Source organism: Streptomyces tricolor (assembly GCF_002155905.1).
In the GTDB taxonomy this organism is placed as follows: Bacteria; Actinomycetota; Actinomycetes; order Streptomycetales; family Streptomycetaceae; genus Streptomyces; species Streptomyces tricolor.
The window spans coordinates 14,662-30,475 of the sequence record NZ_MUMF01000013.1 but is presented as its reverse complement, the minus strand read 5'-3'; the positions used below and the strand labels follow the sequence as shown (position 1 = coordinate 30,475).

The 15,814-nt window shown below is 71.5% G+C and carries 16 protein-coding genes; 13 read left to right on the top strand and 3 right to left on the bottom strand.

Features of this window, described 5'->3' with window-relative positions; all coding sequences use genetic code 11:
• From CCN44_RS01295 to CCN44_RS01285, 3 genes are all read left to right on the top strand, one after another.
• The coding region (locus CCN44_RS01295) for a flavin-containing monooxygenase (protein WP_107502038.1) at nt 1-1,423 on the top strand (1,423 nt) is incomplete at its 5' end.
• 8 nt (nt 1,424-1,431) lie between these two features.
• A complete protein-coding gene (locus CCN44_RS01290) occupies nt 1,432-2,292 on the top strand; it encodes an SDR family NAD(P)-dependent oxidoreductase (protein WP_059248417.1) in 861 nt (286 codons plus the stop codon).
• Nucleotides 2,289-3,245 (top strand): alpha/beta hydrolase fold domain-containing protein, encoded by a 957-nt coding sequence (locus tag CCN44_RS01285; RefSeq protein WP_059248418.1) that lies wholly within the window; start codon nt 2,289-2,291, stop codon nt 3,243-3,245. Before CCN44_RS01290 ends, CCN44_RS01285 begins: the two co-directional genes overlap by 4 nt.
• 84 nt (nt 3,246-3,329) lie before the next feature.
• Here the strand turns inward: CCN44_RS01285 and CCN44_RS01280 are convergent, their stop codons facing one another.
• From CCN44_RS01280 to CCN44_RS01270, 3 genes are read right to left on the bottom strand one after another with little or no spacing between them, the layout of a single operon-like run.
• Nucleotides 3,330-3,533: a hypothetical protein gene (locus tag CCN44_RS01280; RefSeq protein WP_059248419.1), complete on the bottom strand. Its 204-nt coding sequence runs from the start codon at nt 3,531-3,533 to the stop codon at nt 3,330-3,332.
• A gap of 14 nt (nt 3,534-3,547) precedes the next feature.
• Complete coding sequence (locus CCN44_RS01275; protein ID WP_158103064.1) at nt 3,548-4,036, bottom strand: SRPBCC family protein; 489 nt, start codon at nt 4,034-4,036, stop codon at nt 3,548-3,550.
• Between the two features lie 43 nt (nt 4,037-4,079).
• Nucleotides 4,080-5,078, bottom strand: a complete 999-nt coding sequence (locus CCN44_RS01270; RefSeq protein WP_059254866.1) for a bifunctional lysylphosphatidylglycerol flippase/synthetase MprF — start codon at nt 5,076-5,078, stop codon at nt 4,080-4,082.
• Nucleotides 5,079-5,274: 196 nt separating this feature from the next.
• Here CCN44_RS01270 and CCN44_RS01265 point away from each other — a divergent pair, with 196 nt between their 5' ends.
• The 10 genes from CCN44_RS01265 to CCN44_RS01220 are packed head-to-tail and all read left to right on the top strand — an operon-like array spanning nt 5,275 to nt 15,777.
• A complete protein-coding gene (locus tag CCN44_RS01265; RefSeq protein ID WP_237481005.1) occupies nt 5,275-6,891 on the top strand; it encodes an aldehyde dehydrogenase family protein in 1,617 nt (538 codons plus the stop codon).
• Nucleotides 6,875-8,011, top strand: coding sequence for an acyl-CoA dehydrogenase family protein (locus CCN44_RS01260; RefSeq protein ID WP_059248421.1), 1,137 nt, complete (start codon nt 6,875-6,877; stop codon nt 8,009-8,011). The genes CCN44_RS01265 and CCN44_RS01260 overlap by 17 nt, the downstream gene beginning before the upstream one ends.
• A 60-nt stretch (nt 8,012-8,071) precedes the next feature.
• Nucleotides 8,072-9,349, top strand: a complete 1,278-nt coding sequence (locus tag CCN44_RS01255) for an aspartate aminotransferase family protein (protein WP_059254868.1) — start codon at nt 8,072-8,074, stop codon at nt 9,347-9,349.
• Complete coding sequence (locus CCN44_RS01250; protein WP_059248422.1) at nt 9,342-9,857, top strand: type II toxin-antitoxin system RatA family toxin; 516 nt, start codon at nt 9,342-9,344, stop codon at nt 9,855-9,857. Before CCN44_RS01255 ends, CCN44_RS01250 begins: the two co-directional genes overlap by 8 nt.
• A 15-nt stretch (nt 9,858-9,872) precedes the next feature.
• Nucleotides 9,873-10,349 carry a hypothetical protein gene (locus CCN44_RS01245; RefSeq protein ID WP_059248423.1) on the top strand — a complete coding sequence of 159 codons (477 nt, stop codon included), beginning with the start codon at nt 9,873-9,875 and terminating at the stop codon, nt 10,347-10,349.
• Nucleotides 10,350-10,365: 16 nt separating this feature from the next.
• Nucleotides 10,366-11,535: a flavin-containing monooxygenase gene (locus tag CCN44_RS01240; protein WP_086696635.1), complete on the top strand. Its 1,170-nt coding sequence runs from the start codon at nt 10,366-10,368 to the stop codon at nt 11,533-11,535.
• On the top strand, nt 11,532-12,881 hold the full coding sequence (locus tag CCN44_RS01235; RefSeq protein WP_059248425.1) for an NAD(P)/FAD-dependent oxidoreductase: 1,350 nt from the start codon (nt 11,532-11,534) through the stop codon (nt 12,879-12,881). The genes CCN44_RS01240 and CCN44_RS01235 overlap by 4 nt, the downstream gene beginning before the upstream one ends.
• Complete coding sequence (locus tag CCN44_RS01230) at nt 12,878-14,266, top strand: cytochrome P450 (RefSeq protein ID WP_158103063.1); 1,389 nt, start codon at nt 12,878-12,880, stop codon at nt 14,264-14,266. The genes CCN44_RS01235 and CCN44_RS01230 overlap by 4 nt, the downstream gene beginning before the upstream one ends.
• Before the next feature lie 23 nt (nt 14,267-14,289).
• Complete coding sequence (locus tag CCN44_RS01225) at nt 14,290-15,237, top strand: diacylglycerol/lipid kinase family protein (protein ID WP_086696633.1); 948 nt, start codon at nt 14,290-14,292, stop codon at nt 15,235-15,237.
• Between the two features lie 3 nt (nt 15,238-15,240).
• Nucleotides 15,241-15,777, top strand: coding sequence for a flavin reductase family protein (locus CCN44_RS01220; protein WP_059248428.1), 537 nt, complete (start codon nt 15,241-15,243; stop codon nt 15,775-15,777).
• Nucleotides 15,778-15,814 lie beyond the last annotated feature (37 nt).

Sequence of the window (15,814 nt, the reverse complement as noted above, 5' to 3'; positions counted from 1 at the left end):
CGCCGACGCCGTGGCCGCGGCGATCCGCTTCCTGCGTCAGGGCTGGGACGACTTCCTGGTCCTCGACCGCGGCCACGGCGTCGGCGGGACCTGGCGGGACAACACCTACCCGGGAGCCGCCTGCGACGTCCCCTCCCATCTGTACTCCTACTCGTTCGCGCTCAACCCGGGCTGGAGCCGCTCCTTCTCCCCGCAGCCGGAGATCCAGGCCTACATCGAGAAGGTCGCGCGCCGTCACCGGGTGCACGACCGTCACGTCTTCGACTGCGAGGTGCTGAGCGCGCGCTGGCAGGGCGAGGACGAGGGCTGGCACGTCGAGACGTCCCAGGGGGCGTTCGCGGCGACCGTCCTGGTGGGTGCCTTCGGAGCGCTGTGCGAGCCGGCGCTGCCGGACATCCCCGGCATCGAGACCTTCGCCGGGGACATCCATCACTCGGCCCGCTGGAACCACGACACCGATCTGACCGGAAAGCGGGTCGCCGTCGTCGGCACCGGAGCGTCCGCCATCCAGATCGTGCCGGCCATCGCGCCGCGGGTCGCGGAACTCCAGGTGCACCAGCGCACCGCGCCCTGGGTCATGCCGCGCCTGGACCGCCCGTACTCGCGGGCCGAACGCCTCGCCTGCCGGTTCGTGCCCTTCTACCAGCGCGCCCTGCGCTCCGGGATCTACTGGGCCCACGAGGCGCAGGCGATCGCCCTGGCCAAGGTGCCCGGGCTGCTGAAGCCGGTCGAGCTGCTGGCCCGCGCCAAGCTCCGCCAGGAGGTGCGCGACCCGGCCCTGCGCCGCCGTCTGCGCCCCGACTACCGGCTCGGCTGCAAGCGCATCCTGCTCTCCAACACCTACTACCCCACGTTCAACCTGGACCACGTGCGCCTGGTCACCGCGGGCATCACGCAGATCCGCGAGAAGTCCCTCGTCACGGCGGACGGCGTGGAGCACCCCACGGACGTCATCGTCTTCGCGACCGGCTTCCACGTCACCGACTCTCCGATGTACCGGAGGATCTTCGGCAAGGACGGGCGCAGTCTCGCGGACGTGTTCGACACGGTCGGCCGCAAGTGCTACAAGGGCACCGCCATCGCGGGCTTCCCCAACATGTTCCTGCTGGTGGGCCCGAACACCGGGCTCGGCCACAACTCGATGATCTTCATGATCGAGGCGCAGGTGAACTATCTCGTCGGCGCCCTCACCCTCATGAAGCGCCAGGGGCTGCGCACGGTCGAGGTGCGGGAGCCCGCGCAGGAGGCCTACTACCGGTCCGTGCAGGAGGAGCTGTCGCGCAGCGTGTGGAACACCGGCGGCTGCGCCAGCTGGTACCTCGACAAGCACGGTGCCAACACCACGATGTGGCCCGGCTTCTCGTACACCTTCCGCCGCATCACGCGAACCTTCGACGCTGACGCCTACCACATCTCGAGGTGAGGACGCGCATGGCAAGGAAGCCACTGGACAGCTTCAAGGACAAGGTCGTCGTCATCACCGGTGCCGGGTCCGGAATCGGGCGCGCGCTCGCCGTGCGCCTCACCGAACTCGGGGCGCATCTGGCGCTGTCCGACATCGACGAGAAGAGCGTCGAGGAGACCGCGAAGATCTGCGCGGGCCATGGACGGGACATCTGGGCCACCCGCCTCGACGTCACCGAGCGGGAAGCCGTCATCGCGTACGCGCACGACGTCCGCGCGTACTTCGGCACGGTCCATCAGGTCTACAACAACGCGGGCATCGCCTACTACGGCGAGGTGGAGCGGCAGTCGTACAAGGAGGTCGAGCGCGTCCTCGACGTCAACTTCTGGGGCACGGTGTACATGACCACGTCGTTCCTCCCCTACCTGATCGCGTCCCGTGACGGCCATGTCGTCAATGTCTCCAGCCTGTTCGGGCTGATCACCTACCCGGGGCAGAGCGCCTACAGCGCCTCGAAGTTCGCCGTCCGCGGCTTCACCGAGGCGCTGCGGCAGGAGATGCTGCTGGCCCGGTACCCGGTGCGTGTGACCGCGGTGCACCCCGGCGGCATCAAGACCGCGGTGGCCCGCAACGCCGGGGCCGCCGCCGGCCTGGACGCGGCCTCCATCGCGCGGGCCTTCGACAAGCGCCTCGCGCTGCACAGCCCCGAGATGGCCGCCGACACCATCGTGCGCGGGGTGCACGAGCAGCGGGCACGCGTGCTCATCGGCGCCGAGGCCAAGGCCCTCGATCTGCTGGGCAGGATCGCGCCCGCGGGCTCGCAGCGCTTCGGGGCCGTCATGTCCCGTCTGCTCCGGATCGCGCCCCGCCCGGGAGCGCGCCCGTGAACCTTCCGCCGACGGTGGCGAAAGCCCTGCTGCACCCCTTCTTCCGGACGACGTTCCATCCCCGTGTGCCCTGGCCGGTGCAGCGCGTGCTGCTGAACGCGTTCTCCGTCGGCCAGCCGATGCCGGCCGGCGCGCGGGTGGACAGGCTGTGGCTCGGGGCCCGGCGGGCCGAGCGCGTCACGGCGGGGCCGGCCTCCGGCCCGGGGGCCGTGCTGTATCTGCACGGCGGCGGGTTCACCGTCGGCTCCCCCGCGACGCACCGCTCCCTCGCGGCGCATCTGGCCCGTGCGACCGGCCGTCCCGTCTACGTCCTCGACTACCGCCTCGCCCCCGAGCACCCGTGCCCCGCGGCCCTGGAGGACACGCTCGCGGCGATGGACGTCCTCGCGCGGGACGAGGGCCACGCGCCGTCCTCCCTGGTGCTCGCCGGCGACTCGGCGGGCGGCGGGATCGCCCTGGCCGCCGCCCGGCACGCGGTCGCCCTGGCGGGTGAGAGCGCCGGCGAAGGCGCTGCCGGCCGGCCGGGAGTGCCGGCCGCGCTGGCGCTCGTCTCGCCGTGGGCCGACCCGGGCCGGGTCGCCGAGCAGCGCCGGGACCTCGTGGTCAGCCGGGCGTGGGGGCTCGCGTGCGCCGCCGCGTACCGGGGGGCGATGGACCCCGCCGATCCCCGCTACGCGCCCGCCCGCGGCGACCTCACGGGCCTGCCGCCCACCTATCTGCACACCAACACGCGGGAACTGCTCTACGGGCAGTGCGTCGACCTGGCGGCGTCCTTGCGCCGGGCCGGTGTGACGGTGCGCTTCGCGGAGAGCCGGGTGCTGTGGCACGCGGCCCAGGCCCAGGCGGGGCTGGTCCGCGAGGCCGCCGCGTCGGTGCGGGACATCGGGTCCTTCCTGAGGGAGCAGTGGGACCGCCGGCCGGACCGCGACACGGCGGCCGTGCGGGCCGGCTGAAGGCGGCGGTACCCACGCCGAACCCCCGATGCCCGAGGCATCGGGGGTTTCCCGTGCGTCCTGGTGCCCTCCGGTGCCGGGCGGCTAGCCGTTCGGCAGCTGCTCGGCCGGCAGGCCCAGGTGCGCGGCCGGCAGGCCCAGTCGTGCGGCCCATTCGTCGGCGAGCCGGTCGGCCAGCCCGGCGATGGCGTCGAAGCTCATGGTGGGACGCCGGCGGGCCGGCCGGGTGCCGCCCGCCTCCTCGCCGTCACCGCGTTCGACGGCCTTCTCGGTCCGAACCCCGCCCATGACGTCCTCCCCGTTCAGGGCCTCGGAGAATCGGCGTTCCCGGCGGCGGCCACCTGCCTCGCATAATGGGCGGACACCACACGGGAGATGTTCGCGGCCGTGTTCTTCGCCGCTGCGGCGATGAACGGCTCCAGGGTCTTCTCCAGGGCCCGTCCCGCTATTCCGCCGGGCAGCGAGAAACCGATGCGCACCTCCACCTCGCTGCGCTGTCCCGGCAGTTCCCGGAAGACGAAAGTGGTGGTCGACCGCATACCGGAGACCGATTCGTAGGAGACGCGTGCGTTCTTCTCCCAGCACACGTTCTTGATGGTCGACTTCTGGGTGGAAGGACCGAGTTTGATCGTCGATTCGTACATCGCCCCGAGACCGTGGTCGAGTTCACCGACCGGACGGTAGCTCGTCATCCCGTGCATGTACTCCAGAACGTTGCGATAGTCGTCGAGATAGGCGAAGGTGACGTCGAGCGGCGCATCGCAGGTCGCGGTGAAACAGACTTCGGACACTTCGTTTCCCTTCCTCCGGCGGCACGGTGCGGATGCGGCCGCGTCAGATGATGTTGGTCCCCTTCGCCACGCTCCACAGCGACCGGAGCGACAGTCCTCCGTCGAAGGCGAAGTATTCGGGCAGGACGACGTCCGGATACCACTTGGACTTGTATTCCAGCTGGCTCTTCGCCGGATACACCCGGTCACCGTGCTCGGCGACGAACCGGACCACGCGCGCCGCCATGGGGCTGGCGGTGGGCAGCTCGTGGTCGCTGTCGAGGCCGGTGAACGGCGTGAAGCCGAAGTGCAGCCATTCCGTGCCGGCTGCCTGCATGTCCTGGATGGCCTGGGAGTTGATGGCCTCCATCACGCCGGGCGGTGAGTCCGGCAGCCGCCTGCTCAGGTCGTGCAGCCACCCCGGACGCGAGCCGTGCACCGGTGCGTACGACACGTAGGCGATCGCGGTGTCGTCGACCTTTCCCACGTACAGCTTGCGCAGCGGCTGCCACTCGCCGCCGATCTCGCCGATGAGGAAGGCGAGTTCCTTGGTGTGCTTGCCCTTGTCCCGCAGCCACCGCTGATTGATGACCTCGATCTCGTCGGCGCATTTGTCCGGCTCGATCTCGGTGATCTCCAGCCCCGCGCGCAGGGCCCGGGATATCTTGTTGCGCAGCCGTACGAAGCGTTTCCCGCGCAGCGAGAAGTCCGGGAGCCGCACGGCGTAGGAGGCGCCGACCTGATTCACGGTGTGGCCCAGCTCGGCGAACAGCTCGGCGTCCGCACGCTGAAGCTGCGCGCCGATCACCTTGCAGCCTTGGCTATGCGCGCGCTCGACGAACCGGGTCTCCAGTTCCCGCCGGCAGTCCGGGGCGGCGAACGGCCCGCCGAACTGGATCCAGCGGCGCCCCTGGACCCGATAGCAGACAAATCCGTCCAGGTCCTCGCAGGTGAAGTACTCATTGCCGCGGTTGAGCGCAAGAAAGGCACTGGGGTTGTCCGCGTGGCGTTCCAGGGCCGAAAGGATCGAGGCGCTGGCTTCCGGCCGGAGCGAGTCGGGCATCTGCATGCTCTGTCCTCACGTACGGAAAATGGTCTGCCAGAAGCTAGCAATCCGCTCTGACGCGCTGCCCACACCACCGCACGCCGGAAGTCAGACCCGTTTCAGGGGGGCCGTCAATACTGCTTTCCGCAGCGCTGGCAGCGGCGTGCGGACACCGTCCCCCAGCTGCCGCAGACATCTACCTTGCGGGGTCACTTTGGCAGCAAGTGTCGAGGCACAGGCAATCCCATCACTCAGTAGTTACGTACGTGGCAAGGACATCGAGAGCGGCCGATGGGTCTACGTCCTGTCGGCCCGCGCCGTCCTGGAGGACTCGTTCGCGAGTCTCACCCTCAAGAGGCGGCTGGAATCGGGCCGGGTCTCCCCGGACGAGGTGCCGGAGGGCGTCATCGCCGGCCGGGTGGCCCTCGCCGACGAGGCCACCGTGGAGGACGCGGTGCAGGCCGCGGCGGAGGCGACGAAGATCTGGCGCGCGGCCCCCCTGTCGGTCCGCTTCGACGGCTGGATGGAGCTGCTGCGCGCCACCATCGAGGAGCACCAGGACGAACTCGTCCGCCTGCTCACCCTGGAGGGGCACCCGCTGGAGCTGGCCAAGTGGGAGATCTCCGGGATGCGCGAGCTGACCCGGCCGGAGTCGGCGGCGTATCTGCGCGGTCAGCTGCACCAGGAGTTCACCGTCGGCAACCGCCGCAACATCGTCCGGCGCCAGCCCGACGGCGTCGTGTGCATCACCCCGCCCGCGAACGCGCCCCTGGTCAGCGCGCTGCTGGGCAGCATGTGCCTGCCGGGCGGCAACGCGGCCGTCGTGCGGGCGCCGCGCACCGCACCGTACGGCGTCACCTACGCGCTGCGGCACATCATCGCGCCGATCCTCGACCAGCTCGGCGCCCCGCCCGGACTGCTCAACGTGGTGTGCGGGAACCCCGCGCCGATGCTGGACGCGTGGATCCGCAGCCCGCTGGTGGACGACGTCCTGTTCTTCGGTGACGTGCCCAACGGCCTCAAGCTGGAGCGCCGCTGCGTCGAGGCGGGCAAGAAGCCGATCCTCGAACTCGCCGGCAACGACGCGGTGGTGGTGTGGAAGGACGCCGACCTGGACGGGGCGGCCGACGCGCTCGCGGAGAGCTTCTACGGCTCGGGCCAGCTGTGCATGATCCCGAACCAGGCGATCGTGCACCCGGAGGTCGCGGACGCCCTGATCGAGCGGGTCGCCGAGCGTGCGCAGCGGCTGCGCCCGGGCTACCCGGACCAGGAGGGCGTCCTGCTCTCGCCGGTGCTGCGGCACGACAAGTTCCACGACTTCCTGAACGACGCGGTGGACAAGGGCGCGACCGTGGTCACCGGCGGCCACGGCATGCAGCTCGACGGCACGGTGGACGACAGCGCCGGGTTCTTCCTCCAGCCCACCGTGCTGCGTGTCGACGGGCTGAAGGACGCGCGCGAGGTGCGGGCGGTGCGGGAGGAGACGTTCTTCCCGCTGCTGCCGATCGTGGTGCCCGAGTCCGCCGACGACGAGGCGCTCCTGGACGCCTGCGTCGAGTACGTGAACTCGAACGAGTACGGCCTGCGCAACTCGCTGTGGACCCGCGACCAGGAGGTCGTCGACCGGTTCGTCGCCCATACCGTCACCGGCGGGCTGCTCAAGGTCAACGACTCGCACATCGCGTTCACCGCGCCCCTGCCGTCGCACGGCGGCACCGGTCTGACGGGCGGGGCCTTCGGCGAGGCCAACTATCCCGTGCTGCGCACGACTCACCTCCAGGGAGTCTCCGTCGTCATCAAGGAGGAGGACAGCGTTGCAGTCGCTCGATGAGGCCCGCGCGGTCTGTGAGACGTATCTGCCCGGCCTGCTGTCGAAGCTGTCCGAGTCGCCCCTGGCCGACCTGGAGAAGCCCGACAACCAGGGCCTGGAGCTGTTCCGCTCCGCCGGCGGCCCGGCCCTGGTCATCCCCAAGGCGTACGCGGGGCTCGGCGCGAACGCGCTGGACGCCGTGCGGGTGACCCGCGCGATCGGGGCGGCGGCGCCGTCCCTGGCGGTGGCGTCGACCATGCACCACTTCTCGGTCGCGACCATCTTCACGCTCGCCGAGAGCCTGCGGTCCAGCGGTGTGGAGTGGGCGCTGCTGGAAGGCATCGCCACGCAGAACCTGCTGGTGTCGTCCGGCTTCGCCGAGGGCAACCCGGGTCAGGGCATCCTCTCCCCGACGGTCAGCGGCACCCGTGCGGACGGCGGCATCGTCGTCAACGGCGCCAAGCGCCCGTGCAGCATGTCGCGTTCGATGAACCTGCTGTCCGCCAGCGTCGCGGTCCCGCGCGAGGACGGCGGGCAGGAGACCGTCCTGATGCTGCTGCCGGCGGAGACCCCGGGGGTGTCCGTCCATCCGTTCTGGAAGAGCGACGTCCTCGCGGGCGCGGAGAGCGACGAGGTCCGGCTCACCGATGTGTTCGTCGACGAGCGCCTGCTGGTGCCGACGGAGATCGGTGAGCGGGGCGAGATCGACGAGTTGCAGACCATCGGGTTCATGTGGTTCGAGATGCTGATCACCTCCTGCTACCTGGGCATGGCCAGCGCTCTGGTGGAGAAGGCCTTCGCGAGCAAGCGGATCACCCCCGCCGTCGTCGCGGACCTGGGCATCAGGATCGAGACCGCCGCTCAGCTGCTGGAGGGGATCGCCCGGCAGCTGATGGCGAAGGAGGGCGACAACGCCGCCCTGGCCCGGGCCATGGTCGCCCGGTACGGCGCCCAGGAGGCCATCGTGGACTCCGCGCGGCGGGCCGTGGAGGCCCTGGGCGGCATGGCGTACATCGGCTCACCGGATGTGGCGTACCTGGCGGCCGCCTGCCACTGCGTGAGTTTCCACCCGCCGTCCAAGGGCGCGACCAGTGCCGCGCTGGCGGCCAGCTTCCGCGGTGACGTGCTCCGTTTCGACTGATTCCCGAGGGTTCCGATGGCTCCCGAGGGTTCCGACAAGAGGGAAGAGGTGAACGCGGCCATGCAGAGCGACGAGACGCTCGACAGTGCCCGGGTGTCCGCGGTGTACCGGCGCACGATGAGTTCGGGACGGGCCCGGCTGGCGGAGGTGCTCGGCGGCCAGGTGGAGGTGGAGTCGTCGGGGGCGTGGATCACGGCGAGCGACGGCCGTCGGTACCTCAACGCGGGCGGCTACGGCGTGTTCATCACCGGCGCCCGGCACCCCACGGTGGTCCGCGAGGTCGAGCGGCAGCTGCACAGCCATCCGATCGGTTCCCGTATCTTCCTGGAGCCGGCCGCCGCCCGCGCCGCGGAGCTGCTGACGTCCGTGACGCCCCCCGGTCTGGAGCGCATCCACTTCTCGGGCTCGGGCACCGAGGCGGTCGAGGCCGCCCTCAAGCTCGCCCGGCTCAACGGGCGGCGGCGCCTGGTGTCGATGGTCGGCGGCTACCACGGCAAGACGCTGGGCGCCCTGTCGGTGACGGCGAAGAGCACCTTCCAGGAGCCGTTCCGCCCCCTGCTGCCGGACGTCTCCCATGTGCCGTACGGCGACGTGCCGGCCCTCCGCGCGGTCCTCGCCGAGCACCCGGGCGAGTTCTGTGTCATCGTCGAGCCGGTCCAGGGCGAGGGCGGTGTGGTCATCCCGCCGGCCGGCTATCTGAGCGCGGTGCGGGCCGCGTGCTCGGAGTACGGCGCCCTGCTCGTCGTGGACGAGATCCAGACCGGGCTCGGCCGGCTCGGCAGGTGGTGGGGGGCCGACGCCGAGGAGGTACGGCCCGACATCCTGCTGTCGGGCAAGGCGCTGGGCGGCGCGGTGATGCCGGTCGCGGCGACGATCGCGACCTCGGAGGTGTTCTCCGTCCTCGACCGCGACCCCGTCCTGCACACCTCGACGTTCTCCGCGGCGCCCCTCGCCATGGCCGCCGTGTGCGGCGCGATCACGGCGATCCGCGACGAGGGCCTGGTGGACCGGGCGGCCGAGCTGGGCAGCCTGATCACGCCCGAACTCACGCGGATCACGGGTGCGCATCTGGCCCACCACCCCCATGAGGTGCGCGGTGCCGGGCTGCTCATCGGCGTCGAGTTCGTCGACCCGGCCCTGGCGGCCGACCTCTTCATCGCGCTCGTCGGCCAGGACGTCGTGGCCAATCTCTCCCTCAACTCGGACAACGTGGTGCGGTTCACGCCCCCCGCCGTGATGTCGGACTCCGACGTCGAGTTCTTCATCGAGCGGTTCGACCGAGCGGCCCGTCAGGTCGCCGAACGCAATCCTGAATACGAGGTACTCACCCATGCGTAGCCTTGAACTGACCCTGCGGTCCACGGGCATCGACGCCGACGCGGCGTACCAGCGCATCACCGAATTCGAGCGCTACCCCGAGTTCGTGGACGAGGTGCGCTCCGTCGTGGTGCACCCGGGCGACGCGGACGGGCCGCTCGCCAGTGACTGGGACATCTTCTTCCGCAACGGTCCGCTGCGCTGGTCCGAGATCGACTACTTCCAGCGGGACGCGCGACGGATCGTCTTCGAGCAGACCGACGGGGACTTCGAGCTGTTCCGCGGCTCCTGGCGGATCGAGCCGGTCGCCGACGGCTGCGAGGTCACGTTCGAGGTGACCTTCGACTTCGGCATCCCGAGCCTCGCGGGCGTTCTGGAGCCGATCGCGACCAAGGTCCTCAAGGAGGCCATCGCCACCATCGTGGGCAGTCTGCTCGGCAATGTCACGGTCATCGGCGACCCGGCCACGGCCGCCGTCATCAAGGCCCGGTTCGCGGGAGCGGACGAGCGCTCCGCTTCAGCGGCGTGAGCGAGGAGACGGCACATGGATCACGCGAACCGCTTCGAGACCAGGACGACGTACGGGTTGCTGCGCCTGGAGTACGGGGTCGCCCTGGTGGTGTGCTCGGTGCTCTTCCTCCTGCACCTGTCTGAGGTGCGCTGGTGGCCGGCCGTCCTGCTGTTCGTCTACATCGACCTGATCGGCTACATCCCCGGGGCGATCGCCTACCGGCGGGCCCGCGGCGGCGACATCTCCAAGGTGTACTACGTCCTCTACAACACGATGCACAGCATGGTCACCAACGCCGTGGTCGTGGGTGTCTGGGCGCTGGTCGCGGGCTTCGAGTGGGCGCTGCTCGCGGTGCCCATCCATCTGTGCGGTGACCGGGCCCTGTTCGGGAACTTCCTGAAGCCGTTCGCGGTGCGGTTCGAGCCGGTGCGGCTGCCGGCCTTCGAGGAGTTCGAACGCCGGCTCGCCGAACGGGACCGGTCCGGCATGCGACAGCCCGAACACGTCTGAGGTGAGGATCCAGCTCATGTCCGTGACAAAGGAACGCCCCGTCATCATCGGTGCCGGTCCGGGCGGGCTCGCGGTGGCCTGGACGCTGAAGGAGGCCGGCCTCGATCCGCTGCTGCTCGACCGCGAGCAGCGGGCCTGCTCGACCTGGCACTCGTACTACCCCTCGCTGCGGATGAACTCGTGGCGGCGGCTGAGTTCGCTCCCGGGCATGCGGCTGTCCGCGGAGTACGGGCCGTGGCCCATGCGCAACGACTTCCTGACGTACATGAAGAAGTACATCGAGGTGCTGAACCCCGACATCCGCTTCGGTACGGACGCGCAGCGCGTGGACCGGGACGGGGACCGCTGGGTGGTGCGCACCTCCGACGGCGATCTGCGGACCGAGCACGTCATCGTCGCGACCGGGCTGCACCGCAAGCCGTTCGTCCCGGACTGGCCGGGGCTGAAGGAGTTCGAGGGCGAGTTCCTCCACGCCCGCGAGTACACCGTGCCGGATCCCTACGTGGGCAAGGACGTGCTGGTGGTCGGCTGCGGCCCGACCGGGATCGACATCGCCGTGGCCGCGGCGCAGGCGGGCGCGTCCCGGGTGCGGATGTCCATCCGGAACATGCCGGTCCTGTTCAAGCTGAGCCCCAGCACCTCCCTGCTCTGCCAGGCCATCAAGCACGGACCGCTGCCGCACTGGCTCGTCAACCGGGCCAGCCTGCTGATGCACCGGATGCAGTGGGGGGACCTGTCCCGCTACGGGATACCCATGCCCAAGGAGGGCACGATGGCGGGCACCGCCCGCATCGGCCACTCGTACGGCGCGATCGACCGCGGCCTGATCGCGGGCGTCCGCGACGGGTCCATCGAGATCGTCCGGGGCGTCACCGGTTTCAACCGCAAGGCGGTGCTGCTCGACGACGGCACCAGCATCAAGCCCGACGTGGTCATCGCGGCCACCGGTCAGCGCCCCGACATGGAAGGGCTGCTGGGGCACCTGGGCGTGCTGTCCCAGCCCGGCGGCCGGCCCCTGGTGCACGGCGCCCAGACCCTCCCCCACGCGCCCCATCTCTATTTCCAGGGCTACCGGCTGCCCCCCGGCCAGCTGCCCGACATGGCCGTCGACGCGCGGGCCATCGCGCGCGCCATCACCGGATCCCGGCGCTTCACCCTGGCCGGCGCCCTGCGGGGCAGGCGATGAACAGCCACCTCACCCCCTGGGCGACGAGCCAGGAGGCGACGCGTCCGCGGCTGCGCGGACGGCGGCGCTGCGACGTCGCCGTCGTCGGAGCGGGCCTGACGGGACTGTCCACCGCGCTGGAACTCCTGACGCTGAATCCGGAGTCGAGGGTGGTGGTGCTGGAGGCGGACCGCGTCGCCGCGGGTGCGAGCGGCCGTGGCACCGGGCTGCTGGGCCCGCGCATCGGGCCTCCGTTGCAGGTGGCGCGGCGGCGCTTCGGGGACGACGTCGCCCGGGCCGCGCACCTGTGGTCGGTGGCCGCGGTACGGCACGTGCTCGACCTGGTGGAGCGGCACCAGCTGGCCTGCGATCTGACGCCGGGCGGCCAGCTCGTCGTCGCCCGCGACGAGCGGGCCGCCGAGCACCAGTACCAGGAGCGCCAGGCGGCGCTGATGCTCGGGCTGCCCCCGGAGTACGTCGAGTTCGTCGAGCGCGACCAGCTGCCCCCGTACGCGGGCCGCAGTCTGAGCGGGCTGCGCTACGGCCCGGCCGCGACGCTCGATCCGGCGGCGCTCACCGAGCAGCTGGCCCGGGCCGGCGAGCGGCTGGGCCTGGTCGTCCATGAGAACAGCCAGGTCCGCCGGATCCGGCGGGGACTGCTGAACACGGTCGTCACCGACGGCGGCGAACTGGTCGCCGACCATGTCGTCCTCGCCGTCAACGCGTACGGCGGCGCCCTGGCGGCGGCGCCGTCCGGCGTGCTGCCCGTGCGCGTGCAGGCCGGTGTGACGCACAAGCTGTCCGAGGAGCAGCTGGCGGAGCTGGCCGGCCTGGACGCCGAGCCGCTGATCGAGCACGGAGAGGTGGCGCCCTACTTCCGGCTCACCCCGGACGGCCGGCTGGTGGTCGGCGGCGGCGCCCTGGAGCGGGGGGCCCACGGCTGTTTCGCCCCGCACCCCGGGCGGCTCCTCGCGGCGGCGCGGGCCTTCTCCCCGGCCCTGGCCGACATCTCGCTCGACGCCGCCTGGGCGGGCCCGATCGCCGTGACCCGGGACGGTCTGCCCGTGCTCGGGGAGCACCGCGGCGATCCATGGCTGCATCACGCGACCGGCTGCAACGGTCACGGGCTCGCCCTGAGCGTCTACCACGGCAGCGTGCTGGCCCGTCGTATCGCCGGCGCGGACACCGGGCCGAGCGATCTGCCCTGGCTGCGGGCGAGCGCCCCCTGGCTGCCGCGCGGCCGGGTCACGGACCGCGTCCTCGACCGCTATCTGGAGCATCTCGCCACCGCGGCGGCGCCGTCCGGGTCCGCCCAGGCGGCAGCCGAGGCGGGCGGCCCCGCACCACGGACGGAGATCCCCTCGTGAGCACCTCCGCACAGCACGCCTCCCCCCGCCGCCCGGCCACCGCGCGCGAGCGTCTGGCGCGGTCGGCCTCGATCAGCAAGATGCCGATCACGGAGCCGATGGACCGGATGCCGCCGGGCCCGTCCGAGTCCGTGGCCCGGCAGACCGTCCGCTTCCGGCGCAGCAGGCAGCACTATCTGACGCAGATGCACGACCGGTACGGGGACATGGTGACCCTGCGGGTCGTGCCCGGCGGCCCGTTCGTGCTGCTGCGCGACCCGGAGCACATCAAGGAGGTGTTCCGCGGCGCGCCGGACGTCTTCCACGCCGGGGAGGGCAACTCCCTGCTCGTGCCGATCGTCGGCCGTCACTCCGTGCTCACCCTCGACGCGCCCGAGCACCGCCCGGCACGCAAGCGGATGATGCCGCCGTTCCACCACGAGCGCATCAGCCAGCTGGTCGTGGCCATGCAGGAGCTGGCGGAGCGGGAGGCCCTCAGCTGGCCGGTGGGCCGTCCGGTCCGGCTGCTCGACCGGGCCTACGCGCTGACCCTGGACATCATGGTGCGGGTGGTGTTCGGCGTGGACGACCCCGGGCGGGCGGCCGAGCTGGGCGCGGCGCTGCGCAAGGTCGCGGACATCGGCCTGTCCGACATCCTCGTCTGGATCCGTCCGGGCCTGGGCCGCGTCTGGCCCTGGACCAAGGTGGTCTCCGGGCTGGAGCGCGCCGACGAACTCATCTACGCGGAGATCGCCCGGCGCCGGACGGACCCGCGCCGCTCGGAACGCACCGATGTGCTGTCGATGCTGCTGGAGGGCGAGCCCGACGACGAGGTGGTGCGCGACGAGGTCATGACCCTGCTGGTGGCCGGGCACGAGACGACCGCGGTCGCGCTGGCCTGGCTGTTCGAGCGGCTGGTGCGCCATCCGCGGGTGCTGGCCCGGGTGCGCGAGGGCCTGGACGAGCCCAAGGACCCGTACCGCACCGCCGTGTTCAAGGAGGCGCTGCGGGTCCGGCCGGTGATCCACAACGTGGCGCGCCGGCTGACCGAGCCGATCGAGCTGGGCGGCTACCGGCTGCCGGCCGGGGTGTCGGTGCTGCCGTCGATCGGCGCCGTGCAGTGCGATCCGCGGCTGTGGGGGCCCGACGCCCGGCTGTTCCGTCCCGAACGGTGGCTGGAGGGCACTCCGCCGCAGAACGCGTGGATCCCGTTCGGCGGCGGCGCCCGTCGCTGCCTGGGCGCCACCTTCGCGCAGGTCGAGGTGGAGACCGTGCTCGCGGCGGTGCTCCGCGCCGTGGAGCTGCGCGCCGTCGACCCGGGCGACGAGGGCAGCGCCATGAACCACATCACCATGATTCCGAAGCGCGGGGCGCGCGTCAGTGTCGTGCGCCGGCTGCTCCCGTGATCGAGCGAGAGACCAGGAGAGACATGTCTGCACAGCAGCGGCTGCGCTTTGCCGCGATCCTCAATCCGGCGGCGGGCAGCGACGGCGAGCAGCTGATCGCCGACCTGGCAGCGCGTGAGGCGGTCGAGGTGCGCACCTTCACCACCACGGCGCCGGGCGACGCCCCCGACATCGCGTACAAACTGGCCGCGGACGCCGAGCCCGTGGACGCCGTCGTCTCCGTGGGCGGTGACGGGACGGTCTTCGAGGTGGTCACGGGGCTGTGGCGGGCCCGGGAGGCCGGGGTGGCGACCCCGCCGCTGCTGGTCGCGCCGGGCGGGACGGGCAACTCCGTCTACCGCGGCCTGTGGAACGACGCGTCGTGGGACGCGGCCGTCGACCGGGTGACGCGCGGGCAGGCGGCCACCCGGACCCTCGATCTCGCCCGGATCGAGCAGAACGACCAGATCGTCGTCCTCGGCTCGGGCAGCGGCCTGTTCGCGCAGACGCTGCTGAAGGCGGCCGAGCTTCCGGGCAGCGGACGGCAGTTGCTGATGGACGCGGCCCTCGCCGCCATGGCGGAGCTGGTGCCCTACCAGGGCCGGGTCGTGGTCGACGGGACGGTGGTCCACGAGGGCGGCATCGTGGAGACGATCGTGGGCGGATTCCGGTACCGGGGCGGGCTGCTGAACCTCGTGCCGCGGTCGGTGCTCGACGACGGTCTGCTCGACATCACGGTGGTGACGGCCGACGCCGACATGAACGCCTTCGCGCACGCGGCGCTGATGGGGGACGTCTACGACATCCCCGGGATCCGGTGGGGGCGCGGCGAGCACGTGGTCGTGGAGCGCGTCGACGGGGAGCCGCTGCTGTACGAGCACGACGGCGAGGTCATGCCGCGCACGGACCCCCGCTGTGCGCTGCGGGTGATTCCGGCCGCGTTGGACGTCGTGGTCACGCCCGACACACCCGCCTGGTTCCGAGAGGGATGATCCGTGGCCCAGCACCGTCAGCCGGCTTCTCCGGCGCCGAGCAGCGAAGCGTGCCGCGACTACTACCGCAGGCTGACGGCGGGCGTCGCCGTGGTCACCGCCAGCGGCTCGGCGGGCTGGTCGGCCTCGACCGTCAGCACCGTCACCAGTGTGTCCCTGGCTCCGCCGGTGATCCTGTGCTGTCTGGCGCGCGGCTCGGACACGCTCGCGGCGATCCGCGACGCGGGGCGTTTCGCCGTCCATCTCCTCGCCGACCATCAGCAGGACGTGGCCGACCGGTGCAGTCGCCGTCCCGGCGGCAGCGCCCGGCTGACGGACCTGCGCAGTGCCGTCCGGGTGATCGACGGGGCGCCGGTGATCTCCGGCACCCTGGCCGTGAGCTGGTGCGACCTGCACTCCACCGCGGAGGTCGGCGATCACGTGGTCGTCTACGGGCAACTGGTGTCCGTGGACGTGGGACACGGGCGCCCGCTGCTGTGGCACGACCGCTCCTTCCGCGCCCTGGACGCGGATCTCGACGCGCTGGCCGCCAAGTCCTGACGTATCCGCAGCAGAACTCGACGAAAGCCACATCCTC